The organism is Arthrobacter sp. JUb115, assembly GCF_004365035.1.
Taxonomy (GTDB): domain Bacteria; phylum Actinomycetota; class Actinomycetes; order Actinomycetales; family Micrococcaceae; genus Glutamicibacter.
On the sequence record NZ_SOBS01000003.1, the window covers coordinates 337768 to 362820 of the forward strand.

21 protein-coding genes are annotated in these 25053 nt (G+C 61.8%); 15 read left to right on the plus strand and 6 right to left on the minus strand.

All coding sequences use genetic code 11. The features are described 5' to 3' along the window. Positions 1-247 precede the first annotated feature (247 nt). Entirely contained in the window at positions 248-2401 is a 2154-nt protein-coding gene (locus EDF61_RS07140) for an acyltransferase family protein (protein ID WP_133833649.1), read from the plus strand. A gap of 121 nt (positions 2402-2522) precedes the next feature. After that, positions 2523-4028 carry an IMP dehydrogenase gene (guaB, locus tag EDF61_RS07145; protein ID WP_105657608.1) on the plus strand — a complete coding sequence of 502 codons (1506 nt, stop codon included), beginning with the start codon at positions 2523-2525 and terminating at the stop codon, positions 4026-4028. Between the two features lie 134 nt (positions 4029-4162). Here the strand turns inward: guaB and EDF61_RS07150 are convergent, their stop codons facing one another. Further along, on the minus strand, positions 4163-4717 hold the full coding sequence (locus EDF61_RS07150; protein WP_133833650.1) for a hypothetical protein: 555 nt from the start codon (positions 4715-4717) through the stop codon (positions 4163-4165). Positions 4718-4966: 249 nt separating this feature from the next. On the opposite strand from EDF61_RS07150, the gene EDF61_RS07155 reads away from it, so the two are divergent. From EDF61_RS07155 to EDF61_RS07185, 7 genes are all read left to right on the plus strand, one after another. Beyond that, entirely contained in the window at positions 4967-6283 is a 1317-nt protein-coding gene (locus EDF61_RS07155; RefSeq protein ID WP_133833651.1) for a BtrH N-terminal domain-containing protein, read from the plus strand. A 174-nt stretch (positions 6284-6457) separates the two neighbouring features. After that, positions 6458-7609: a GuaB3 family IMP dehydrogenase-related protein gene (locus EDF61_RS07160; RefSeq protein WP_133833652.1), complete on the plus strand. Its 1152-nt coding sequence runs from the start codon at positions 6458-6460 to the stop codon at positions 7607-7609. 174 nt (positions 7610-7783) lie between these two features. Then, positions 7784-8593 (plus strand): SURF1 family cytochrome oxidase biogenesis protein, encoded by an 810-nt coding sequence (locus EDF61_RS07165; protein ID WP_133833653.1) that lies wholly within the window; start codon positions 7784-7786, stop codon positions 8591-8593. A gap of 50 nt (positions 8594-8643) precedes the next feature. Next, complete coding sequence (locus EDF61_RS07170) at positions 8644-9108, plus strand: DUF3817 domain-containing protein (RefSeq protein WP_105657600.1); 465 nt, start codon at positions 8644-8646, stop codon at positions 9106-9108. 146 nt (positions 9109-9254) lie between these two features. Next, on the plus strand, positions 9255-10841 hold the full coding sequence (gene guaA, locus EDF61_RS07175; protein ID WP_105657599.1) for a glutamine-hydrolyzing GMP synthase: 1587 nt from the start codon (positions 9255-9257) through the stop codon (positions 10839-10841). Between the two features lie 185 nt (positions 10842-11026). Next, positions 11027-15250 (plus strand): DUF4011 domain-containing protein, encoded by a 4224-nt coding sequence (locus tag EDF61_RS07180; RefSeq protein ID WP_286172143.1) that lies wholly within the window; start codon positions 11027-11029, stop codon positions 15248-15250. Further along, positions 15250-15567: a hypothetical protein gene (locus EDF61_RS07185; RefSeq protein WP_105657597.1), complete on the plus strand. Its 318-nt coding sequence runs from the start codon at positions 15250-15252 to the stop codon at positions 15565-15567. The genes EDF61_RS07180 and EDF61_RS07185 overlap by 1 nt, the downstream gene beginning before the upstream one ends. A 4-nt stretch (positions 15568-15571) precedes the next feature. Here EDF61_RS07185 and EDF61_RS07190 read toward each other — a convergent pair whose 3' ends face one another. Both EDF61_RS07190 and EDF61_RS07195 read right to left on the minus strand, forming a co-directional pair. Beyond that, positions 15572-16282, minus strand: a complete 711-nt coding sequence (locus EDF61_RS07190; RefSeq protein WP_105657596.1) for an RcpC/CpaB family pilus assembly protein — start codon at positions 16280-16282, stop codon at positions 15572-15574. 61 nt (positions 16283-16343) lie between these two features. Further along, complete coding sequence (locus tag EDF61_RS07195) at positions 16344-16958, minus strand: 5-formyltetrahydrofolate cyclo-ligase (RefSeq protein ID WP_133833655.1); 615 nt, start codon at positions 16956-16958, stop codon at positions 16344-16346. 85 nt (positions 16959-17043) lie between these two features. On the opposite strand from EDF61_RS07195, the gene EDF61_RS07200 reads away from it, so the two are divergent. Continuing rightward, positions 17044-17664 carry a GNAT family N-acetyltransferase gene (locus EDF61_RS07200; protein WP_105657594.1) on the plus strand — a complete coding sequence of 207 codons (621 nt, stop codon included), beginning with the start codon at positions 17044-17046 and terminating at the stop codon, positions 17662-17664. A 180-nt stretch (positions 17665-17844) separates the two neighbouring features. Beyond that, on the plus strand, positions 17845-18678 hold the full coding sequence (locus EDF61_RS07205; protein WP_133833656.1) for a hypothetical protein: 834 nt from the start codon (positions 17845-17847) through the stop codon (positions 18676-18678). Between the two features lie 68 nt (positions 18679-18746). Here the strand turns inward: EDF61_RS07205 and EDF61_RS07210 are convergent, their stop codons facing one another. Then, a complete protein-coding gene (locus EDF61_RS07210) occupies positions 18747-19253 on the minus strand; it encodes an Lrp/AsnC family transcriptional regulator (RefSeq protein WP_105657592.1) in 507 nt (168 codons plus the stop codon). A gap of 112 nt (positions 19254-19365) precedes the next feature. On the opposite strand from EDF61_RS07210, the gene EDF61_RS07215 reads away from it, so the two are divergent. From EDF61_RS07215 to EDF61_RS07230, 4 genes are all read left to right on the plus strand, one after another. Further along, positions 19366-19836, plus strand: a complete 471-nt coding sequence (locus EDF61_RS07215; protein WP_105657591.1) for an NUDIX hydrolase — start codon at positions 19366-19368, stop codon at positions 19834-19836. A 40-nt stretch (positions 19837-19876) separates the two neighbouring features. After that, positions 19877-20782: a glycine betaine ABC transporter substrate-binding protein gene (locus EDF61_RS07220; protein ID WP_105657590.1), complete on the plus strand. Its 906-nt coding sequence runs from the start codon at positions 19877-19879 to the stop codon at positions 20780-20782. A gap of 92 nt (positions 20783-20874) precedes the next feature. Further along, positions 20875-22095, plus strand: a complete 1221-nt coding sequence (locus tag EDF61_RS07225; RefSeq protein ID WP_105657589.1) for a pyridoxal phosphate-dependent aminotransferase — start codon at positions 20875-20877, stop codon at positions 22093-22095. 317 nt (positions 22096-22412) lie between these two features. After that, complete coding sequence (locus EDF61_RS07230) at positions 22413-23276, plus strand: PPK2 family polyphosphate kinase (protein WP_105657588.1); 864 nt, start codon at positions 22413-22415, stop codon at positions 23274-23276. Between the two features lie 17 nt (positions 23277-23293). Here EDF61_RS07230 and EDF61_RS07235 read toward each other — a convergent pair whose 3' ends face one another. After that, positions 23294-23524: an exodeoxyribonuclease VII small subunit gene (locus tag EDF61_RS07235; protein WP_133833657.1), complete on the minus strand. Its 231-nt coding sequence runs from the start codon at positions 23522-23524 to the stop codon at positions 23294-23296. Between the two features lie 28 nt (positions 23525-23552). Then, positions 23553-24815, minus strand: a complete 1263-nt coding sequence (gene xseA / locus EDF61_RS07240) for an exodeoxyribonuclease VII large subunit (protein WP_133833658.1) — start codon at positions 24813-24815, stop codon at positions 23553-23555. Positions 24816-25053 lie beyond the last annotated feature (238 nt).

The window sequence follows — 25053 nt, forward strand, 5'->3', positions numbered from 1 at the left end:
GAAAGCTGTTGTTTCAGAATGCGCGGATTGACTTCGCTCACCTGGCCAAGCAACAATTTGCCGCCGTGCCGACGATGGCTGGGCGGCAAACCGCCGTGGAACTTTGCGCCAGTTCTCGAATTTCGACAGCTAATCCTGAGCAGGTCAGGCCAATACGGTCAATCTATATACGCTGCTTTACAGCGGCAGCAGCGTCAACTCGCACGGTGTGGCCATGGCGAATTGATAAGATGGTTGGTTGTCTGACGTGAATCAAGTAGAAAACGCCGAGGACAATTACCTGTCCCCGAAGAAAGCGCAGCCAGTGAGCCATACCTTGGATCAGTCTCGGACAAGCACCCAGCGTGCCGGTTTCCGAGTTGATTTGCAGGGACTTCGCGCCCTCGCAGTCCTGCTGGTGATGTGCTATCACATCTGGTTCTCCCGGGTCTCCGGCGGTGTGGACATCTTCTTGATGCTCTCCGCCTTCTTCCTCACTTCTTCCACCGCACGGCGCATCGCCCGCGGGCAGCGCCCGCCTCTGCTCGACGGCTGGCTGCATCGATTCTCGCGCCTGATACCGCAAGCGGCGGTAGTCATCATTGGCGTGGTCATCGCGGCATGGATCATCCTGCCTAGTACGCGCTGGCTGGAGCTGATCGACCAGTCCAATGCCGCGCTGTTCTACTGGCAGAACTGGTACCTCTCGGATCACCAGGTGGACTACTACGCCTTCAACACAGCCGCCGCCTCGCCGCTGCAGCACTTCTGGTCCCTGTCTGTCCAGGGACAGATCTTCATCATCTGGCCGCTGGTTCTTGCCGGCAGCGCACTGCTCTGGAAGAAGCTCTTCTCCCGGCACAGCTTCGCCGCCGTAGCAGGCGGCGCCTTCGGAGCCATCTTCCTCGGCTCGCTCGCGTATTCCATTCACATCACCGCCACCAACCAGCAGGTGGCCTACTTCCACACGGGCGCGCGCCTATGGGAATTCGCCCTCGGTTCGCTGCTCGCCTTGGCATTGCCGTGGCTCTCCAGCCTGCCCGAGAAGATCCGCCGCATCGGAGGCTGGGCCGGCCTGGCCACCGTCATAGGCAGTGGCGCCGTACTGGATGTGCAGGGGCAGTTCCCGGGCTTCATGGCTTTGGTGCCCACGGTCGCCGCCGCCTTGGTGATCTCGGCTCCGGCACCGCGCAGCTGGGCCAACCCGTCGGGCCTGCTTTCCTTGCCCCCGCTGGTAAAGCTGGGCGACCTGTCCTACGGCATGTACCTGTGGCACTGGCCGTTGCTGGTCTTCTACCTTGAGGTCTCCGGGAACGAGAAGGCCTCCTTCGCTGCCGGCAGTGTCTTGATTCTTGCCTCGATCCTCGCTTCATGGGCCACCACCAAGTTCGTCGAGAAACCGGCCATCGCCTGGCAAGCCAGTGCCAGCTTCTCGCGCCTGATTCCGCAAACCGGGTTCAAGCTCATTGCCCAGTTTGCCGTGGTCGCTGTGGGGCTTGGCGTAGCCAGCCTTCCGGTGATGGCCTGGGAGAACAACGTCGAGCACCGCAGGGCCATGGCCGCGGCGCAGACCGCCACCGACAACCCCGGGGCCAACGCCGAAGATGACTGGGATCCGTCACCTGCGGCTTTGACCCTGCCGCTGGCGACCGAACTGGATAGCGAATGGCAGACTCCCGGCGATGTCTGCGAAGGGGCGAACGCTCCAGATGACGAGCGCATCCACTTCTGCGAGCAGGGCGGCACTTTCGACGGGGGAGCGCCGGACCTGGTACTGCTGGGCGATTCGCACATACAGCACTGGTCCGCGGCGGCTTCGGCAATGATCGAGGAAGCTGGCGGCAGCTGGATCCTGGTGTACGAACCGGGTTGCCGCTACGGCTCCGATGCGGACCGCGTGGAAGAAGCCTGCTCCGGCTTCCAGGACGCGGCGCAGGAATATGTAGCGGACCTGGCTCCGCAGATGGTGCTGACCACGGCCAGCAAGACCGTAGCGGACCCTGATGACATGCTTCGCAGCCCGGGGGAGCAGGAGATCCTGGTGGACAACTACGCCGAGATGATCCAGCCGCTGCTCGATGCCGGAAGCCGGGTCATCGCGATGCGCGATACCCCGCGCTATACCTACTCCATTCCGGAATGCGTGGATTCGAACAAGGGACTTCCTGCCAACTGCGATGGTTCGGCCGGCTACGTCTTGAACAGCGTGAATCCAGTGGAGCAATTCCTGGATTCCAATGATTATGGCGACCAGGTTGTTTCCCTGGACATGACGGGGTTGCTCTGCCCCGAGGGGGTCTGCAAAGCTGTCATTGGCAACGTCTTGACGTACCTGGATGATTCGCACCTGTCCAAGACCTTCGTGCTCAGTGCCAAGCGCCAGTTCGCTTCTTCTTTCAAGGAAGCAACAAACTGGGAATAAATCACCCCTGATGCGGGATGGGGCATGAGGTTGAACACAGTGCGCCACGAAGGAATAACCGGAACGCCAAAAGAGCTCTACCATTTAATCAACCTCCGCTGTCGCCCCGAAAGGTTCCCCCGTGACTGAGTTCAACCCCTTTGCCTTTGAAGGACTCACCTACGACGACGTTCTGCTGTTGCCTGGCCCGACGGATGTGATTCCTTCGGAGGCGGACACCACCACCCGCTTCACCAAGCGCATCAACATCCAGGTGCCCATCAGCTCCGCTGCAATGGACACGGTGACCGAAGCACCCATGGCAATCGCGCTGGCACGCCAGGGCGGTATCGGCGTGATCCACCGCAACCTTTCCATTGAGTCCCAGGCCAAGCAGGTTGACCAGGTTAAGCGCAGCGAGTCGGGCATGATCACCGACCCAGTCACTGTGCACCCGGGTGCCACCTTGGCTGAATGGGATGAGCTGTGCGCTCAGTACCGCGTCTCCGGTCTGCCAGTGGTAGATGAGAACCGCAAGCTGTTGGGCATCATCACCAACCGCGACACCCGCTTTGTTCCTCGCGAACGCTACATGACCACCAAGGTCTACGAAGTGATGACCGGCATGCCGCTGGTGACCGCTCATGACGGTGTAGCTCCAGAGAAGGTAATCGAGCTCCTGTCCAAGAACCGCATCGAGAAGCTTCCACTCATCGATAACGACGGCAAGCTCACCGGCTTGATCACCGTCAAGGACTTCGACAAGGCCGAGCAGTATCCTCTGGCGACCAAGGACGACGAAGGCCGTCTGCGTGTTGCAGCTGCTGTTGGATTCTTCGGCGAAGGCTACGAGCGTGCCATGACCCTGATCGACGCCGGCGTTGACGCACTGGTTGTCGACACCGCCAATGGCCACTCGCAGGGCGTGCTGGAGATGATTGCACGCCTGAAGAAGGATCCAGCGGCTGCGCACGTGGATATCATCGGCGGCCAGGCAGCCACCTATGACGGTGCCAAGGCACTGATCGATGCTGGCGCTGACGCCATCAAGGTCGGCGTTGGCCCGGGCTCCATCTGCACCACCCGCATCGTTGCCGGCGTGGGCGTTCCCCAGGTTACCGCTATCTACGAAGCAGCCAAGGCAGCTATTCCAGCTGGCGTTCCATTGATCGCTGACGGCGGCCTGCAGCACTCGGGCGATATCGGCAAGGCCCTGGTGGCCGGCGCCGACTCGGTCATGCTCGGCTCCCTGCTGGCAGGTACCGCTGAGTCCCCAGGCGATCTGGTCTTCATGGGCGGCAAGCAGTTCAAGGCCTACCGCGGCATGGGCTCGCTGGGCGCAATGGAAACCCGTGGCAAGAACACCTCGTACTCCAAGGACCGCTACTTCCAGGCTGACGCGCCATCGAACGAGAAGCTGATCCCTGAAGGCATCGAAGGCCAGGTCCCTTACCGCGGCCCGCTGTCGGCTGTCACCCACCAGCTCGTGGGCGGCCTGCGCCAGACCATGTTCTACGTGGGCGGACGCACCGTTCCCGAGCTGAAGGCACGCGGCAAGTTCGTCCGCATCACCGCAGCAGGCCTGAAGGAATCGCACCCGCACGACATCATGATGACCGTTGAGGCACCGAACTACCGTTCGCGCTAAGACGCATTGAAAAGATCCTGGCGGAATCCACGCTCCAGAGCGGATTCCGCCAGGATCTTTTGCATGCCGGGAGCCAAAGGGGAACAAAGCCGCAGGCAATGCATCCATGCGGGGCTGTGGCGCAGGGGGCGTTATCAGCCCTCGGCGGATGGCCATTCTTCACGAGTTGCCACGTACTCGAATTCACCGTCCTGGGTTACCACGGTGACCGAGCGCAGGTCCTTGTCCCGTTCGCCGACTCGAAGCATCGTATTGCTGCCTACATATGCCAAATCGGAGTGGGCGTCGACTTCCCAATCATATGGTTCAAGGGTAATGAGCAATTCACCGTATTCCGGGGCTTCGAAGGGAAGCATGTGCCCGTGCGGATCAGTTGGGTACCACTTCAGGAAGTCCTTGGGCTCGTCGATGTCCATGACAACGTCCTCCCAGCCCTTGCTGATGTCGTCCATCCATTGCTGCATCTTTTCGTTGGCCCACTCTTGCAGTTCTTCATCCGAGTAATCCTTGCTTGCTTTCGGGGCCGGCTTTTCTGCCGGTGCTGGCAGTTCTGCTGGTTCCGGCTTTTCAGGAGCGAAAGCGGCTGCAGGCTCAGAAGGCAGGGGCTCCTCCGATCCGGATGAAGTGCAAGCTGCCAGTGGCACTACTGCGATGGCAATCAGGGGCAAGCAAGTTAGAAGTTTGCGCACGGGTGGCTTTCTCGAGAAGGGCGGCATGGTGATGCACCCGAGTCTATGGGAGCGCAGCGACGAATACTCGGCAAAGACGAGCGTTGACGCCTTTTCGTTATTCACCGGATCTTTACTGGGGACTTGTCCAGAAGCACAGTGCGCAAGGCTACCTGCACACACGGCCCCACGTAGAATGAAAACTAGGCAATACCTCTCGGTGCGCGGGAACCACCCGCTAGTGAGTGACCGTCAACGAAGGGCATCAATTTGGGCCAGCCAGCCAACCTGAAGAAGCAAACCCGCCAGCGTATGGAGCGCACGGGGGAGAGCTACACCACCGCGCGCAAGAACATCTTGGCCGGCAAGCCTGAAAGCCCTCGGGCCGCTCGCGCTGCCGCCGCCCGCGACTACGCCAAGGAAGCACGCGAAAAGGCCAAGGCGCAGGAGCAGAAAGGCAAGAACGCTCCGGCTGCTTCGCCAGCTGACGAACTGCCTGAGTACCCAGCACCAAAAGATGTCATCCAGTACGATGCTGCGCTCTGGCACCGAGTCCTAGTCCAAGCTGGCGTCACCAACAAGCACACCGGCGAACCGCTGAGCCAGGCATTGCTCGCTGGCCTTGCCGGCGGTATCGGCTTCATGGCTTTCACCCATGAAGGCGGCGAAGGGACTGCAGTAACGCTGGTGACCCGCCACAACCCGGAACCCTATACCCAGAACCTGCTGGCCCGTTGCGGTGCTACGGTGACCGAACGTACCACCGGGTCAGCCGAACGCGCCGTCGAATACATGGACGCTGCCCTGGACGCAGGCCGCACTGTGGTGGTTCGCGTGGCAATCAGCGCGCTGCCATGGATTGACGGCAACACGGTTGATGAGGCCGAGACCCTGGATCTCGTCGTCGTTGGCGAGCACAAGAAGGACCTGATGGTAGATGACGGTTCAGGTGCGTTGAACCTCATCAGCCCCAAGGAACTGGCCATCGCCCGTGCGATGCGCAAGAAGGAAAAGCATTGGCAGGCATGGATCCCGTCCTCGCGCTCGCCGAAGGCCGAGACTTTGGCCGCCAATGCTGTCGAGGCGATTGGGGAAACCACCGCTCGCCTGCTGGGCACCAGCGAGCTTTCCGGGGTTCCAGTGCACTTTGCCAAGAACTTCGGCATTACCGGCATGCGCACCTTGGCCACGCGACTGCGCGATAACGAGTCCAAGACCGGTTGGTCCCAGATCTTCGCAAGCCAGCAAGCACTGGCCAACGGCTTGGACCAGCTCGCAGGTTTCTTCTCCGACACGCGTTTCAGCGGCGAAGGGGCGTTGCGCGGCCTGTACGCGGAGTTCCTTTCGGAAGCGGCGGAACTTCCAGGCTTGGAGGCGCTGGCAGCTCACGTAGATGCTTACCAGCAGCTCTCCACCCAGTGGGATGCGTTCGCGGACCTGATTGATCCAGAGACCGAGTTCGCCAAGCGTGCTGAGCACTTCGCCGTATTGGCTGACGCGATTGAGCGCATTGCCGAAACTGAAGAGCAGGCCGCCACCTCCTTGGCCGCGACCGCCAAGAAGCTTGCATCCAAGGCAGCCAGGTAAACCTGGCTCAACATAGGCCCTGCCATCCGGTGATCTTACTCACCGGATGGCAGGGCGTTGTTGTCCCGGTGTGCCACTTGCGGCCCCATGCGCCAGAGCCAGCGCAGAAACATCGCCTAAAGCCAATGCGCTATCAAAAGCGGGATTATCCGGGAATCTTGATAACCTAGTTAGGTGAGTAACGAGATTGAGATCGGCCGCGGCAAGCGGGCAACTAAGGCATATTCCCTGGACGACGTAGCGATCGTACCGAATCGCCGTACCCGTGATCCGAAGGACGTATCGGTGTCCTGGCAGATCGACGCCTTCCAGTTCGACACCCCTATCCTGGGCGCACCAATGGATTCGGTGACCTCCCCGTCTACCGCAATCGCCTTGGGCAAGCTCGGCGGCCTGGGCGTGCTGAACCTCGAGGGCCTGTGGACCCGCTACGAGGACCCGGAAGCAGTGCTGGCTGAAATTGCCGGCCTGAAGTCCGAGGCGGCAACCCGCAACGACCCGAAGACCACCGCAAAGCTGCAGGAACTGTACTCGGCTCCCATCCAGCCTGAGCTGATCACCTCGCGCATCTCCGAGATCCGCGACTCCGGAGTTGTCGTTGCCGGCTCGCTGACCCCGCAGCGCACCCAGGAGCACTACAAGACCGTTGTTGCTGCCGGCGTGGACATCTTCGTCATCCGCGGCACCACTGTTTCGGCCGAGCACGTCTCGAAGACCACCGAACCGCTGAACCTCAAGCAGTTCATCTACGAACTCGATGTCCCAGTGATCGTGGGCGGCGCAGCCGGATACACCCCGGCCATGCACCTGATGCGCACCGGTGCAGCCGGCGTGCTCGTTGGCTTCGGTGGCGGCGCATCCTCCACCACCCGCCGCACCCTGGGCATCCACGCGCCGATGGCTACCGCCATTGCCGACGTTGCAGCCGCACGCCGCGACTACATCGAAGAGTCCGGCGGACGCTATGTCCACGTCATCGCCGATGGCGGCATGGGGAACTCCGGCGACATCGTCAAGGCCATCGCCATGGGCGCCGACGCAGTGATGCTCGGTACCGCACTGGCCCGCGCCGATGAAGCACCAGGCGCCGGCTACCACTGGGGCATGGAAGCAGTTCACGAGGCCAGCCCACGTGGCGACCGCGCCAAGGTCGGCACTGTCGGCTCGCTGGAGAAGGTCCTGCACGGCCCATCGCACGAGACCAACGGCACCTCGAACCTGGTTGGCGCACTGCGCCGCTCGATGGCCACCACCGGCTACTCGACCCTCAAGGAATTCCAGCGCGTCGACGTCGTGCTGTCCCCGTACGAATCCGATCGCTTCTAGCTGATCCTGATCTGGCCCTGCTCTTCTTTCGAAGGGTGGGGCCAGTGTCGTTTAACCGCTTGGTCTCAACGAATGAATAAGCAAGTTGGTTCCACCAGCGGAAAATAAGGCAACAGGGCTAATCTCACGCCATCGCATTTCGAGTTCTACGCCAAATAGAAGTACCGTTAGAGTGTGCTTAAAACCGCTCTGAAGCCCAAATGGATCGGCGCCCTCTTTGCCGCGCTAGCTCTCGCCACCGGATTCGTTCTCTTGTCCGGATGGCAGTTCGGCGCCTCCGAAACCGAGCCGCCGGTCAAGATCGACAAGACCGAGAAGCCGGTCGCGCTGATCGAGCATCAGGAAGTCGGCAAGGAGCTGCTGGGCATCAAGGCAGACCAGATCGTCACCATGGAGGGCGAATTCGTCCCCGGCACCGATCAGCTGATTGCGCCTCGGCTGAATGGCGATCAGCGCGGTGTCTGGGTCATCACCCAATTCAAGGTCGAGGGCGCGGCCCAGGACGCCGGTATTGCGGTGGTACGCGGCTGGCAGCCTGAAGCAACCAAGCCAGCTCCGGCACCTGAAGGCGAACTGGAGATCACCGGGCGCCTGCTGCCTAGCGAAGGCCCGGAATTCCGCGAAGACCTGCGCAGCGCAACGCTGCCGACTCTCGCCTCGGCACAGCTGGCGAACATCTGGGATTCGGTCCTCTTTGAAGGATTCGTCACGGCCCACGAAATCACCACTGCCAAGGGCGAGGCCGTAGCGCAGCCGGGCCTGGAAATTGTCGACGTCGGTCCGCAGCCCCAGGAAGCGCAGATCAACTGGCTGAACGTTTTCTACGGCTTGGAATGGGTCCTCTTCGCAGGGTTCGCCATCTTCCTCTGGTACCGCATGGTGCGCGATGATTACCAGCGGGATCTTGACGAGATTGCTGAGCTCGCTGCCGAAACACATATTAAGGGCGGCAACGCCACCCAAGCTGGAAACAGCAACGAATAGCATTTCACGCACACCGCACTTCTTACCGAAATCGGAAGGAATCACTAACGATGTCCAGCACCACCCCGGCACCGAAGCCCCGGAAATTCGGCGGCACCCCTAAGCAGATCCGTGCAGCCGCAACCTTCTACAAGGTCTTCGCCTACATCACCGGCGTGATGCTGCTGCTGCTCGTGCTGGAAATGATTTTCAAGTACTTCTGGTCCCTGGAACTCTTCGTGGGTGGCACTTTGGTAGATGGCACCTCCAACGCCGTCGGCATGTACAACCGCGCCGAGGTGGCCGGGGGACTGAACCTCTCGCTGGGCATCCTGATCGCCCACGGCTGGCTATACGTGGTGTACCTCTTTGCCGACTTCCGCCTGTGGACCTTGATGCGCTGGCCATTCATGCGCTTCATTACGATCGCGCTCGGCGGCGTCGTTCCGTTCCTTTCCTTCTGGACCGAAGCCAAGGTGCACGCAGAAGTAGACCGCGAGCTGGCCGCGCATCCAAAGGCCGCCAAGCGCTACTGACACGTGGCCGCATTCATTGCCAAAGGGCAGATCCGTTCATCGAAAATGAACAGATCTGCCCTTTGCCTTTGCCAAAAATCCACTAGGTGACGCTGATGACATCACCTTGGCTGTTTCGCGCGCAGTGAACCGCGTAGACTGTAACGGTGACTACTGCTCCCCTCAATCCAGAACATAAGCCGGTTCTGGTCGTCGACTACGGGGCCCAATACGCGCAGCTTATCGCTCGCCGCGTACGCGAGGCCCGTGTGTACTCGGAGATCGTTCCGCACACCCTGTCCACCGAAGCCATCCTGGCCAAGAACCCTGCAGCGATCATCCTCTCCGGTGGTCCTTCCAGCGTTTACGCCGATGGCGCCCCTTCCGTCGGGGCTGACCTGTTTGAAGCCGGCGTGCCGGTCTTGGGCATCTGCTACGGCTTCCAGGCCATGGCTAACGCCTTGGGCGGTACCGTGGCCGAAACCGGCCTGCGCGAGTACGGCCGCACCGCAACCAACTTTGAGGGCGATGCCCGCTCCATCCTGGCAGGCGCCGCTCAGGCCCCTACCGTCTGGATGAGCCACGGCGACTCCGTCTCCAAGGCCCCAGAAGGCTTCGAAGTGCTGGCCACCACCGCTGGTGCTCCGGTTGCCGCTTTCGCAAATGAAGCAAAGCGCCTGTACGGCGTGCAGTGGCACCCAGAGGTGAAGCACTGCGAGTTCGGCCAGGATGTCCTGGAGAACTTCCTGTACAACGGTGCTGGCCTGAAGGGCGACTGGACCGCTGACAACATCGCTGACGAGCAGATCGAGCGCATCCGCGCCCAGGTCGGCACCGGCAAGGCCATCTGCGGCCTGTCCGGCGGCGTGGACTCCGCTGTTGCAGCTGCCCTGGTGCAGCGCGCCATTGGCGACCAGCTCACCTGCGTGTTCGTCAACCACGGCCTGCTGCGCGAAGGCGAAGCCGAGCAGGTTGAGAAGGACTTCGTAGCTTCCACCGGCGCCAAGCTGTACATTGCCGACGAGCGCGAGCGCTTCCTGACTGCTTTGGACGGTGTCACCGACCCGGAGACCAAGCGCAAGATCATTGGCCGCGAATTCATTCGCGCCTTCGAAGCGGCAGAAGCGGCGATCATCGCCGAGGCCGCTTCCGAGGGCGAGCCAGTGAAGTTCCTGGTCCAGGGCACCTTGTACCCGGACATCGTCGAATCCGGCGGTGGCGAAGGCACCTCGAACATCAAGAGCCACCACAACGTGGGCGGCTTGCCAGAGGACCTGGACTTCGAGCTGGTTGAACCACTGCGCACCCTGTTCAAGGACGAGGTCCGTGCAGTGGGCCGCGAGCTCGGCTTGCCAGAGGAAATCGTTGGCCGCCAGCCATTCCCTGGCCCAGGCCTGGGTATCCGCATCATCGGTGCCGTCAACGAAGAGCGCCTGTCCATCCTGCGCAAGGCTGACGCGATCGCTCGCGCCGAGCTGACTGCTGCAGGACTGGATGACGAAGTTTGGCAGATGCCAGTAGTGCTGCTCGCTGACGTACGCTCGGTAGGCGTACAGGGCGATCACCGCACCTACGGCCACCCAATCGTGCTGCGTCCGGTTTCCTCCGAGGATGCCATGACCGCCGACTGGTCGCACCTGCCATACGATCTGCTCTCGAAGATCTCCAACCGCATCACCAACGAGGTAGATGGGGTGAACCGCGTGGTGCTGGACGTTACGTCCAAGCCACCTGGAACCATCGAGTGGGAGTAAATCCCCAAGACTGCTAATTCACTGCGCTTTGGCGGGTGAATGGGAAGCGGATCCGGTACGCCGGTTCCGCTTCCCGCAGTTAAAACGTGTTTCGCGCACCGGTTCTGCACGGTGCGTGCACTACGTTAGAAAGAGGCGTATCTGCACCTGTGGTGCGCCCGAATGTGGTCGGTTCAGTGAAGGGAATGACTGTCGTGACTAGTGGACAGAATGCTGCCGCCGAGCGTGTAGCTGCCTGGGTGAAATCCCTGGGACAGAGTGCCGGGGCGGATACCACCCTGCGATTTGCTCCGTCGACCTCCAATAGCATCGACATAACCCATGCCAATCCATCGGGATTGGCCCAGTTCCTTGCCGGACGGCGTACCCGCCTGTCCACGCTGCTGCACGATGCGGACCAGTACGCTACCGCGCGCCGCACCGCCCGTGCGCTCTCGGCCAAGATTAATGAACTGTGGGAAGAACGCGGCATCGACGTCGGCTACCTGGCCGCCGGTGTCGCCAACTGGCGTGCGGTCCACGATGGCAAGAGCGAGCCTGTCTCGGCTCCCATCATGCTCGGCCGCATCACCTTGACCAAGCACGTTGATGCTGACGACTACGACCTGCAGCTGGTCGGCCGCGCCACCGTATCCCCGGCCTTCGTGCGCCAATTCGAAGCCGACCACAACGCCAAGGTAGACGTCGCCGCGGTGGACGCCGAAGCGTACTCCATCGCCCGTTTCGACCCGGTCCGCGGAATGGATGCCCTGCGCCACCAGATGTCCGAGGTTCCCGGCGTAGTGGTAGGCCACCGCCTGCTGCTCTCCACCTTCTCCGAGCTGATGGACCCAGCTGACCCGGCCAAGCTCAATGGGTCCCACCCGGTCATCGAGGCGCTAATTCGTCACGACTCCGCGGAAAAGCAGGCTGGGAACAGCCAAAGCAGCAAGACCTCCGAAGCGCTGGCCAACCTGGTCGCTTCCAAGCCGGGCGCTTCCAAAACCGAGGGCTCAAAGCCTGAAGAAGCCAAGGACGAGTCTGCCGCTGAAAAGAAGCAGGACGAAGAGCAGCCTGAAGCGCAGGCCGCCGATGCCAAGGGCCATGAAGCTGCCGGCTCCCGCCTGAGCCGCGTGAAGAACATTCTCAAGGAAACCGCGCGCTCGCGTAAGCAGAGCCTTGCCTCCGAAGAATCTTCTGCCCGCAAGGTCCACACCGGAACCACCACCATTGCCAAGTCTTCTGATGACCGTGATCCTGAAGATGAACTGTTCTTGCTGGACGCGGACGAGTCCCAGTCCAAGATGCTTGACTACATCGCTGCCGGCGAATCGGTGGCCATCAACGCCGCTGCCGGTACCGGTGCTACACAGACCGCGCTGAACGCAGCCGCGCTGCTGGCCGCCCAGGGCAAGCGCGTACTGGTGGTTGCGGAACAGCGTTCTGCCGCCGAAGAATTCGTGACCCGCTTCAACGAGCACCTGGATGCAGGCAGCATGCTGCTGGAACCCAACGAGGATCCAGAAGCGCTGCGCGCGATGATGACCAAGGCAATTCTGCGCAACGAACGCGCTGCCGAGCCGCAGCTGGGCTCCATGTTCAAGCGCCTGCGCGAATCCCGCCACGCACTGCACGAGCATGTGAAGTCGCTGCACTCGGTGCGCAGCCGTTGGGGTTGCTCGCCATACCAGGCAATGCAGGAACTGGCACGGCTCTCCGCACTGGAACCAGCGCCATCCACCACCGTGCGCCTGAAGCGTTCGGTGCTGGACTCCATGGGCCAGCGCGGACATGTTGCCGCGCAGCTCAAGCGCGCAGCACAGCTTGGCGCTTTCTCCAAGATGCACACCACCAGCCCATGGCATGGTGCACCGCTGCGCAACACCGAAGCCACCGAAAAGGCCTTGAACCTGGCCAGCGGGCTGGGCCGCGACCTGCCCATCCTGCATGAGCACATGCTGCAGATCGCCGAGCGTTCGCAGATCCGCCTGGAAGAAAGCTACGACAAGTGGGGAGACCAGCTGCAGTTGCTGGTCGCCGTCCGCGGATCGCTGGACAAGTTCGAGGCCGACATCTTCGAGGGCGACATCGATGATTTGATCGCCGCTACCGCAACCAGCGCATGGCGCCGCGAGCACGGCGTGGAGATGGGCTCCATTGTCCGTTCCCGGCTGCGCAAGATTGCCAAGGAATACGTCCGCCCGGGCATGCACGTAGCTGACCTGCAGTCCGCTTTGCAGGCGGTGGCGGTCCAGCGCGATGCCTGGCGAGCCATTGCCACCAGCCAGCGCAACCCGCAGGTCCCGGGCGGCCTGCTGGATGTTGAAGCCGGATACCACGACGCCGGTGCCCGCATCGACAAGCTGGCCGAAATGCTGCCGTCTTCCCTGGGCTCGCGCCTGCGCGAAATGCCCATCAAGGAGCTGCTCTCGGTGATTGCAGCGCTGGTCGAGCGCCGCGAGGACCTGGGCGAGCTGCCCGAGCGCACGTTGATCTCCGAGCAGCTGGCCGAAGCCGGGCTGGGCGACCTGCTTGATGACTTCGCCGAACGCGAGATCGACGCCGACCAGGTAGACAGCGAATTGGAGCTTGCCTGGTGGCAGTCCGTGCTGGATGCCATGATCTCCGGTGACGACTTCCTGGCCATGAATGACGGCTCCAAGCTGGAGAAGATCGAGGCTGACTACCGTCTGGCTGACGGCGCGCACATCGCTGCCGGCCCGCAGCGCATCCGCTGGGCGCTGACTCGCAACTGGAAGGCAGCGCTGGCTGACCACCGAGCCGGTTCCCGCGCGCTGCGCGAGATGCTCAAGGGCGGAACCCCGAGCATTGCCGGGCTGCTGGATCTTGGAGCACCGCTGGCCAATTCGCTGACCCCGGTCATCGTCTCGGCTCCGTTGCTGCTGGGCAGCGCCCTGCCGGAGGACACGAAGTTCGATGCGGTCATCCTGCTGGAAGCCAACTACCTCACCCTGCGTGAAGTCCTGGATGCGATCCGCCGCTCCGGCCAGGTCATTGCCATTGGCGATGAAATGCTGGGCGGTCCGAAGCGCTTCGAGGTCTCCGTAGACCCGACCGCACGAGTTCGCGAGCAGAGCGTGGACCGTTCCGCGCTGGAAGCCCTGAACAAGGTCCTGGTGACCGGTTCGCTGTCCACCGTGTACCGCGGCATTGACGAAGGCCTGGTGGAACAGCTGTCCGCCACCTACTACGATTCGGCGCTCTCGCGCCTGCCAATGGCGGTGAACCTCACCGGCGACTCCTCGCTGCTGCGCGGCGAATACGTGCCAGATGCCACCGGCTCGCTGTCCAGCAGCGAAGACGGTGTGCAGACCACCGCAGCAGAAGTGGCGCGCGTGGTGGATCTGGTCTTCGCCCACTTCAAGAACCACGGGGGCGAATCGCTGGCAGTCATTGCCTCGAACCGCAGCCATGCCTCGGCCATCGCCGAAGCGATCCGTGTCCAGCTGCCAAACCACAAGTACGCGATGGAGCACCTGCGCTCCAAGCGCGAACCATTCGTGGTGACCACCATGGACCGACTGATCGGCCTGCGCCGGGACTCGGTCATCTTCGCCTGGGGCTACGGACGTACTCCGCACGGCAAGACCCTGCACGAATTCGGTGCACTGTCCCGCGAGGGCGGCGAACAGCTGTTCGTCGCCGCCATGACCCGATCGCGGACCCGCATGACCTTGGTGTCCAGCCTGTTGCCCGAAGACGTGGACCTGAACCGCGTCTACCGTGGTGCCCGCCAGTTCTTCGAACTGTTCGGACGCGTGCAGGCAGGGGATTCCGGAGTCAGCTCGATGCGCAATCCGCGCTTCGATCCATTGGTCTCCGATCTGGCCCGCCGCCTGCGCGAAAGCGGTGCCATCGTTTCCGAGGACTACCGCGGTGTGCTGGACCTGTCGGCTCACGCCTACGACTCTGCGCACAGCGGCATCCGCCCATTGGCTGTGGTCTACGACGGCACCGAGCACTATGCCGGACTGACCGTGCGTGAACGCAGCCGACTGCGCCCGGAATTCTTCGAGAAGCACGGCTGGCGCTATGTTCCGCTGTGGACCATTGACGTCTTCACCGATCCGGGTGCTGTCACCGATCGCCTGGCCCATGCACTGGGATTGAAAAAGCCTGCGGCCCCAGCCCAGGCTTCGACCCGTACCGGTGTGGCCGCCGCTCGGCCGGTGTCGGCCCGTGAAGTCACCACCGAGGCGGAAACGCCGAAGGAAAAGTCCAATCTGCTCAAGTCGGCCAAGGCACGACTGGAACCAAAGGCCGAGACCAAGCAGGAAGCGCCAGCTGCTGAAAGCGGTGCCAAAGCTGAAGCTGCCCAAGCTCCTGCAAAGGACAGCGCGGATAAGCCACTGACTCCAGCCCCTGTCCCGGCTACCAGCAAGAACGAGGATCCGGAGCCAAAGAAGTAATGACTTCTGAGCAAGAACCAACGCGCGGCCGCCGCAAGCGGCCGCGCGTTGTCGCACCCCCACAGCATCTGACTGCTCGCGTTGAACTCACCGGCAGCTACGCGCCAGTGCCGCATTCAGACTCCGTGAACCGGGCGTTAGCCGGCCACCAGCCCGCCGAGACTTCTGCTGCGGCGACGGCGTCCCGCGCCAAACAGCCGGCCGCCGATCCGCTGTCCGAGTTGCTGGCCAAAGACCAGGACCCGAGAAACTGGGGCGACGCCAAGGAAGACCTGGCTGAAATGATGAAGCGCGAGAAGCCGCCGCACTGGGGCTGATTTCCTAATTCACCAAGACGGCTGAAACCTTGCCGCGCGATACTGCCCCGGCCAGATCATCCGAGAGGCTGCTGGCCGCCGCGACCACCACAATTCCTTCACCGGTCGGAGCCGCGCCGCTGAGCATGCCGAATTCGGAGCTGCTGGCATTATCCGGAACCCAGAGCACGGGCACCGCCTTGGCGATGGTCTGCGAGCTGATGTCCTTTTCAAAGCCATCTCCGGTGGTCAATACGATATCCACCAGTTGCCCTGGATGGAGCAGCGTCACGGTGGCAGGATCGCTCAAGCGCAAGGGAACGGCCACGGTGCCTTCCGGCGAACCGGTCAAAAGTTGCGGCCCCACCAAGGAATAGTTGCGCAGCACCGTTCCGGCAGTCAGTGCCACGGCTGCCCGTTGCCCCGAGATGGCATCGATGCTTTCAAAGACTTCGGCATCTTCCGGGGCAAGCCGCACCGTTTGCACCGTCAGCTGGTTGGCGGATATGCGGGACCCGGCAGGAATGTCGCTCAGCGCCACCACGACCTCGCGCTGCGCTAATTGCCCGGAGGAAAACACATTGAGCACGCCCGCCAAGGCTAGCAGCGCGCAGGCGATGGCCAAAGGCTTCCGGTAGCGGCGCAACAACTCATTGCGGTTGCGCACGGGACGGATCTTCGGCTTGGGAATCACCGGGGGCCGGGAGGCAGCATGCGGTCTGGAGAAGAAGCTCATAACCCCATGCAACCTTCAGGTCCAGCGGCCCACTGCGAGCTGCCCGCGAGCTGTGGGTAAATCAGATGATTTGATGCACCTGCTGCGGAGTGAACACCAAGTCCACGGGTTGGTCATGCTCATCGATCTGGAAGGAACCGGCCGGAACATACTCGTGCTCATAAATCACGGCCGCCACACGGACCGGCGCATCGTCGATCAAGGGCAGGAAGCGATCGTAGTAGCCACCGCCTTGGCCTAAACGCAGCCCGTTCGAATCGATGGACAGCGCAGGCATGATCAGCGTATTGATCTCGTCAAAGAGCTCTGTGCCCATCCGCTTGCCCACCGGCTCCATCACCGGGGCCAAGGTACTTGGCTGGAATTCCATGCCGGGGGAGTACTCAACCCACGAGAGCGCGTACTCCGGTTCGCACACCGGCAGGTAGACTTCAATGCCTTCCTTGGCCAAAGCATCCAAGAGCGCCTCGGTGGACGGTTCATCCGGACCCGAGCAATAGGCCGCGACCTTCTGGACGACTCCGGTGCTCTGGCTCAGATAGCCAATCACCGTGTGAGCCAGATCCAGGCCGAATTGCTCACGCTTGCTCGGATCAAGTGCCCTGCGCCAAGTGCGCACAGCGGCACGCGCGGCCTTCTTGCCGGCGCCAGAATTCAGATCAGCGGTGGGATTCATGCCTACAGCTTACGTGCAAGAAACGAAACGCTGCCTGTTAGCGCTGTTGCCAGCTGCAAGCATGACGAAGTAATACGATGTGCACATGTTCTTCTCTCGTCGAGCAAAGCGCCTGGTTCCGGATCTGGCCTCGGAACGGCTGTTGTTGCGCCAACTGACTGCCAGTGACGAAGCCGAGTGGATCAATCTGCGCTACGCCAATTCCAAATGGCTCAAGCCATGGGATCCCACCAGTCCCTTGGGCCCGCCAGAAGCCATGACTTTTCGCGAGATGCTCAGGGCCAAGGATGAATCAGCAGTTGACGGCAGCGGATTCACCTGGGCCTTGGCTCTTCCCCAGCTGCACAAGGGGCGCCCGCCATTAATCGGGCAGGTTTCCGTGGCGTCGGTGCAATATGGTGCCGCGCGTACAGCGTCCATCGGCTACTGGCTGGATCGCAACCATGCCGGCTTCGGCCTGATGCCCGAAGCCTGCGCCTTGGTCATAGACCATTGCTTCGAGCAACTGCAGCTGCACCGCCTGGAAATCAACATCCGTCCGGAGAATTCGGCCAGCCTGCGGGTGGTGGACAAGCTCGGGTTCCGCGATGAAGGGCTGCGCAAAGGCTATCTGCACATCGATGGGCAGTGGCGGGATCACCGCACCTTTGCGTTGACCCGTGAAGAGGTGGAAACGACGCTGCTCGAACGCATCTACGAATACTGAGGCGGATTTCGTGCTATTTCGTTCAATCGAGCTCTGATATGAGAGAACTGCATTGAAAACATGCAGACACGCCAAGGGATGTGCATGAGCGCGCACCCAAGGTTGCATAGTGTTGATTCGAAGGAACCATATTTAGTTCCACGAGGATTTGACCGACTCAATCGGTGATGGAGGACCCACATGGCTGGCACGTCACAGAGCGCTTCGCAGGAAAGTGCTGCGACCAAACTCAAGATTCGTGTGCGCTATGGCCGGTTGTCCGTCGCGCTCGTCGGTGCCTTGGCAGTCCTCGCGACCGTCTTCGGTCTCATTCTGGCTCCTTTCACTGCTCTGACCTTCGGCACCGTAGGCCTGTTCGCGCTGATTGCTGTAGCATCCTTCGCCACCCTGCGCGGGCTGGCTGTCCGCGACCGCAACCGCAAGCTGCTCGAGCACCTCGAAGCCACCCGGCAGCAGGCGCTGCGGACTCCCGCTTTTGACGACGCGGCTAACCAGGTCATCTCGCGCAAGCATGATGATGACGAGGTCTTCGACGCTCGCCCGGGTTCGTCCCGCCGCGCTCCAGCGATTACCGCTGAAGAGCTGCGCGCCGAAGCGCTGCGAGTGGCCCACGGCTATGGCGGTGTAAAGCAGCCAGGTACTTGGGAACCAACGCACGTGCCCAAGCCAACTTACGTGGAAGCCAGCGAGCGCATCGCCAAGACCGCGGAGCTGGCAGCTGAACAGGGTGCCAAGCGGACCCACAAGGCAGCACTGCCGGTGGAAGAACCGCTGCGTCCGAGCAAACAGATCAGCCTGAAGGCATCGGAAGATGCAAAGCGCCTGGCCATCGAAGTTTCGGCCGAAGAGCGCGCAGCGGTCGCTTCGGTAGTTGCCAAGCGTACCGAGAGCGCACCAGCTGCCAAGGAAACCGTTGCAGCGCCATCCCCCGCACCGGAAGCCGCACCCGTGGCTGCCGCGGGTACCAAGCCTCGCCTGAACCTGGACGCGGTCATGCAGCGCCGCCGCGCATAAGCATTCCAAGCACAAAGACTTGTGGCCCGGACCTCGCGAGGTCCGGGCCACAAGTCGCTTAAGCGCTGCTAGCTGATCATGTCGTCGAATGGCAGCGGGCCGCGGTTGCCGCGGTGGTGCGCGAAGACCAAGGTGGTTTCGGTATGGCCCACCGACTCGTCGGTGGCGAGGTTGTCCAGCACCCAGTCACGCAGTGCATCGGTGGAACCGACCGCGATATGCAGCAGGTAATCGGTGCCGCCGGAAACATGGAACATGGACAGCACCTCGGGCAGCTGCGGGATGCGTGCCACGAAAGCGTCAATCTTCTCGCGGTCGTGGGCGCGCAGCTTGACCGAGATCAGTGCCTGCACGGTACGGCCTACAGCGCCCAGCGATACCTCGGCGTGGTAGCCGGTGAGGATGCCGCGCTCGACCAGCGAACGGGTGCGCAACAGTGCGGTGGATGGAGCGATGCCCGCACGCTGTGCGAGGGTCGCATTGGAGATACGTGCATTAGCGACCAATTCGTCGATGATGATTCGATCGATTTCGTCCAGATCGACGTTTGATGAAAGCTCTGATTGCTGGGCCATAAGAATATTTCATCATATTCGCGAGATATCAGTGGGATCTTTGGCAGAAAAATCAGTGTATGCCGTCCGCGTACGAGTAAATAATCGGTGAACAAACGGATATATTGGGGATATGACACGTCGTTCTGAGCACACCGGTGAATCCTTTGATACCAGGCTGGCGGCCTATTGCTTGGTGGAACACGAAGGAAAGGTACTGCTTACGCTCTGGGATATGCGTCATCGCGATCCACGCTTCACCCCGCGCTGGTCCCTTCCCGGCGGCGGCATCGACTTGGGGGAGCCTATCGAAGAAGGCGCGCGCCGTGAAGTCTATGAAGAGACCGGCTACGCGGTGGGCGAGCTGGGGCTCCTGGATGTCAGCACGGGAGTTATTCCCGGTTCCAAGCGCTACTCGGGCGAAGGCCATGCCATGCAAACGGTGGCGGTCACCTATCGGGCCAAACTGACCGGTGGAGAACTGCGCCACGAAGTCAACGGTTCTACCAGCCAGGCCGCCTGGTTTACCCGCGAGGAGATTGCCAAGCTGAACTGCATTGAACGCGTTGAGAGCATCTTGCGACTGACCGCACCCGGCAAGTAGCGACGGATCGCCGCTGGCCTGCCCTAGAATCAATAGGGACATGAACTTGCGAAATACCATCACCGTTGGCGCACTCAGCGCAACCCTGCTGCTAACCCTGTCTGCTTGCACCGAAGAGGCAACGCCGACGGCCGAGCCAAGCAAGGCCATCACCTTGCAGATTGCTGCCGGTTCTCAACCTGCAGACCAGGCCTTGGTCCATGTCTATGCCAATGCGCTGAAAGCCGAAGGCTATAAGGTGTCGTTGAACAAGCCCAGTGCTGATCCTTACCAGCAGGTGGTCGACGGAAAAGCCGATTTGGCGGTGGACCAAGCGGCCAAGGCGCTGCCCCTGGTTGCTGACCCGGCGGCCATCACTGGTGAAGATCAATTGCTGAGCGTCGAGGAATCCAAGAACCTGCGCAGCGCCATCAATGACGCTGAGGGGGAGCTCTCTGCCTTGGAACTCAGCCCAGCTGATGCGGGAAAGGTCTTGGTCATGAGCCAGGCCCAGGCAACCTTGCACAAGGTCGATTCGGTGGAAACCCTGATTGCGGCTTGCACAGATCTGACGATCATTAGCGATGAAGCCAACGCCGCATCCTTGAAGGCATCATTGGAGGACGCTGGCTGCGGGAAGCCGAAGGTCGTGGCTGAGGAGCCGGCGAAACTGGCCAGCAAGCTGCGTGCCTCGGTGGACAGCGCAGTGGCGCTCGGGTCGGGAGATGCCGTCATGTCAGATGAAGGCTTCTACAGTATTCCGGGAAGCGCCGCCTTCTTCAACGCCGAGCAGTACATGGTGCTGGCCAACGGCGACGTGGATGACAAGGCCCGGGCAGAACTGGACAAGGTCACCGGCGAATTCTCGCAGCAGTCCCTCGTGGACCTGAACCGGATGGTCAGCCAGGCCGACGGACTGAGCCCAGAGCAAGCGGCCACCCGTTGGGAATGGATCATCGAAGAGTAGGCCCCAGCCAGCTCTCCCAGGATTTCGACCGCTGACCATAGCGGTCGAGTAACAAGGTGTGTCGATCGCACCTGACGTGAGAAAGTGTAACCATGGCAGAATTCAAACAATCAACGAAACTGCACAACGTCCTCTACGACATCCGCGGCCCGCTGCTTGAGCACGCCACGCGCATGGAGTCCGAAGGACACCGCATCCTGAAGCTGAACATCGGCAATCCCGCGCCGTTCGGCTTCGAGGCGCCCGACGCGGTGCTCGTTGACATGATTCGCAACCTGCCTAACGCCCAAGGATACTCCGACTCCCGCGGCATTCTCTCGGCACGTACCGCCGTCTCGCAGTACTACCAGACCCGTGGCATCCAGACCATTGGCGTGGATGACGTCTACCTGGGCAACGGTGTCTCCGAGCTGATCACTCTCTCGTTGAATGCGCTGCTGAATAACGGCGACGAGATCCTGATTCCCGCCCCTGACTACCCGCTGTGGACCGCTTCGGTTTCGCTGGCCGGCGGCACCCCGGTGCATTACATGAATACCGAGGAAGAAGGCTGGCTTCCAGATCTTCAGGACATGGAAGCGAAGATCACTGATCGCACCAAGGGCATCGTGATCATCAACCCCAATAACCCGACCGGTGCGGTGTACCCCAAGGAAACCCTGGAGGGAATCCTCGAGCTGGCGCGCAAGCACAACCTGATTGTGTTCTCGGACGAGATCTACGAAAAGATCCTCTACGAAGACGCCGTGCATATCAACACCGCTTCGTTGGCAGATGACGTGCTGATACTGACCTTCTCCGGCCTGTCCAAGGCCTACCGCGTGTGCGGCTTCCGTGCTGGGTGGATGGCCATTTCCGGTCCCAAGCACCAGGCCGGCGACTACATCGAGGGCATCAACCTGCTGACCAACATGCGCCTGTGCGCCAATGTGCCGGCGCAGCACGCAATCCAGACCGCCTTGGGCGGGTACCAGTCGATCAATGACTTGATCCTGCCTGGCGGACGGCTGCTTGAACAGCGCGATGCGGCCTACAACCTGCTCAGCGCGATTCCTGGCGTGAGCGTCCAGAAGGCCAAGGGCGCGCTCTACATGTTCCCGAAGCTGGATCCCGAGGTCTACCCGATCCACAACGATGAGACCTTCGCCCTTGAGCTGCTCAAGGCGCAGAAGATCCTGATCTCCCAGGGCACTGCCTTCAACTGGATCCGTCCGGACCACTTCCGTTTGGTCACCTTGCCCAACGTGCGCGACCTGACTGATGCGGTTGGACGCATCGGACAGTTCCTGGAGGACTGGCGCGCTCGCGCATAGGCTGCCCGGATGCGGAACCGGCCCAGAATCACCCACGTGATTCTGGGCCGGTTGTGCGTTAACGCGGCCACCGGGGAATGCGGTCCCGGGAACTTCAGGGGTATCGCCTGCCAGCGACTGCGACCGGAGAATTTGGTGTCCTGAGGATTTGGCGTATCGGCCCGTTGCCGGCGCTTTCGCGAGGCTTAGCGATCCTGTGCATCGAGCCGTGATGGGTGCTTCGCCGTTGACGAATACCGCTTCTCACGGCGCCTGCAGTGGCAGTAGGCTGGCAACAACGAATCGCATCACTTCGACACACGCGTGAGGACTTAATGATGAGCGCCTATCCTGCCAACCTGTTAGAAGCGCTACGTGCAGAACCGGGCGTGAAGCTTTCAGAGCGCGCAACCAAGGATGCTGATTGGTGGCCCGGGGACGCCCCGCAGGATAAGAAGGCCGCCGAGAAGCGCATGGTGCAGCTGGCTGAACTGCTCTCGGATCTGCAAGAGAGGCTCTTCGCCGCCTCGGTAGCTGGCGGACAAGGCCCAGCAGTCCTGCTCATTTTGCAGGGAATGGATACGTCCGGCAAGGGAGGGACTGTTCGCCACGTCCTTGGCATGCTGGATCCGCAGGGCGTCAAGCACCATGCCTTCAAGGCGCCAACCGAGGAAGAAGCAGCCCATGACTTCCTCTGGCGCATCACCAGGCAATTGCCCGCCGGGGGACTAGTGGGAGTCTTTGACCGTTCCCACTATGAAGACGTTCTGGTGGCCAAAGTGAAGGGCTTCGCCACCCCGGATGCGGTCGAGTCCCGCTACGGGAAAATAGTCGACTTCGAGAAGCAGCTGATCGAGCAGGGCATCCACCCGATCAAGGTGATGCTGCATATCAGCCGAGAAGAACAATTCGAGCGCCTCTCGGCACGCCTGGAACGTGCCGACAAGCATTGGAAGTATTCGCCGGGCGATGTCGATGATCGCCTGCTGTGGGATGACTTCCAGTCCGCCTACGAGGTGGCGATTAACCGCACCGATAACCAGGGCGCACCATGGCATATCGTTCCCGCTGACCAGAAGTGGAAGGCCCGCTTGTGCGTCGCTGAGCTGCTGCTGGCTACCCTGGAGCGTGTCGCTCCGGACTGGCCCGTTGCCACCTTCGATGTGGAGCAGGAGAAGGCCCGGCTGGCGGCCGCGAAGTAGGTCCGGGTGAGGACAGGCTATTCGCCGGCGGCCTGCTGGTGCTTGGCGCGAGCCTGCTCCAGACGCTGAGAGACACCGTTGAGCCAGTTCTCGCAGTGGGCTGCCAGTGCTTCGCCACGCTCCCACAATGCCAGCGAGGCTTCCAGCGCAACTCCGCCGGTCTCGAGCTGGTTGACCACGGTCAGCAGTTCTTCGCGAGCCTGCTCGTAGGAAAGCTTGGCAATGTCTTCAGGGATTTGTGCAGTCATGATTACTCCAAATTGGTATTCGTGGTGATTAACTTGCGTTGTCGCCGGCAGGGAGGGATTCAAGGGTTCGTGCAACCAGCTGCCCGGAAGCCACCCGGATGAGCACCTTGCTGTCTGCTGGCGCCTGGGCTGCCTCGCGCACGATGCTTCCGTCCTCCAGCTGGGTGACCGAATAACCGCGGTCCAGGGTCTGCTGCGGGGACAGGGCACGCATCTGGTTCTTCAGATGGTTGATCTCGTCGTTGGCGCGCATCACGCGGTGGCGCAGCAGATCCGTCGAGCGCTGCTTCCAGCGCTCCAGGTCTTCGGCACGGGAGGTGACCATCACCTGCGGGTTGGCCAGCACCGGGCGTTCGCGCACCGAGGCCAGCAGCTGGGCTTCGCGCTGGAGAAGATTGTTGATGGAACGGTCCAAGCGATTGCGGGCGATTTCCAAGCCGGCGAATTCTTCTTGCAGATCCGGGACAATGCGCTTGGCTGCATCGGTGGGGGTCGACGCGCGAAGATCGGCCACATCGTCCAGGATCGGGCGGTCCGCTTCGTGGCCGATGGCCGAAACCACCGGCGTCTGGGCGGCGAAGACCGCACGCACCAGATCCTCATTGGAGAAGGGCAAGAGGTCTTCCAGGGCCCCGCCGCCACGGGCGATGACGATGACATCGATGTCCGGGTCCACATCCAGCTGCTGCAGGGCTGCGATGACCTGGTTGGCGGCATCCATTCCCTGCACGGCGGTATTGATGACCTTGAACTGCACCGATGGCCAGCGCAGGCTGGCATTGCGCAGCACGTCCTTCTCCGCATCCGAATCACGCCCGGTAATCAGGCCGATGCGGTGGGGAAGAACCGGCAGCGGGCGCTTGTGCTCAGGGGAGAAGAGGCCTTCTGCTCCCAGCGCCTGGCGCAATCGTTCCAGGCGCACCAGCAGCTCGCCCAAGCCAACTGGGCGCAGGTCCGTGGCATTCAAGGAAAGCCGGCCGGTCTTGGCGTAGAAGCTCGGTTTCACCTGGGCCACCACGCGGGAGCCCACCTGCGGGGTGGCATCCAGCTTGCGCATCGTCGAGGCCCAAATGGTCACCGAGAAAGAGAAGTCCGCATCGACATCGCGCAGGGTGAGGTAGGCGTGGCCGTTGCGCACATTGGCTTCCAGCAACTGGCCTTCAACCCAAACCACCGGAGAGTTCTCGATATGGATTTTCAGCTTCTCCGAGAGCAGCCGCAGCGGCCAAGGATTGTCCGCGGTGGTCTGCCCGGCGGTCGCCGGCAAACTGGCGGGGGCTTGGGGATCCATCGGTGCCGCTCCTTGGAAAGTCGAATCTCTGGTGCATCTGTGAGACTACCGCATGGCACCGACGGCTGGCCGGATCCCCGGGGGCTGGGGCTAGGCCGCGGCAGGTGGAGCGCAGGTATCGCAATGGGCGATTTTCATACCCGATTGGCCCCGCAAGACCCGGGGAAACGGGGTTTTCCAACGATTGGGACAAGCCTGCCTGCGGGCATTGCGAGGGGCAATGTGCGGGTGGACACTA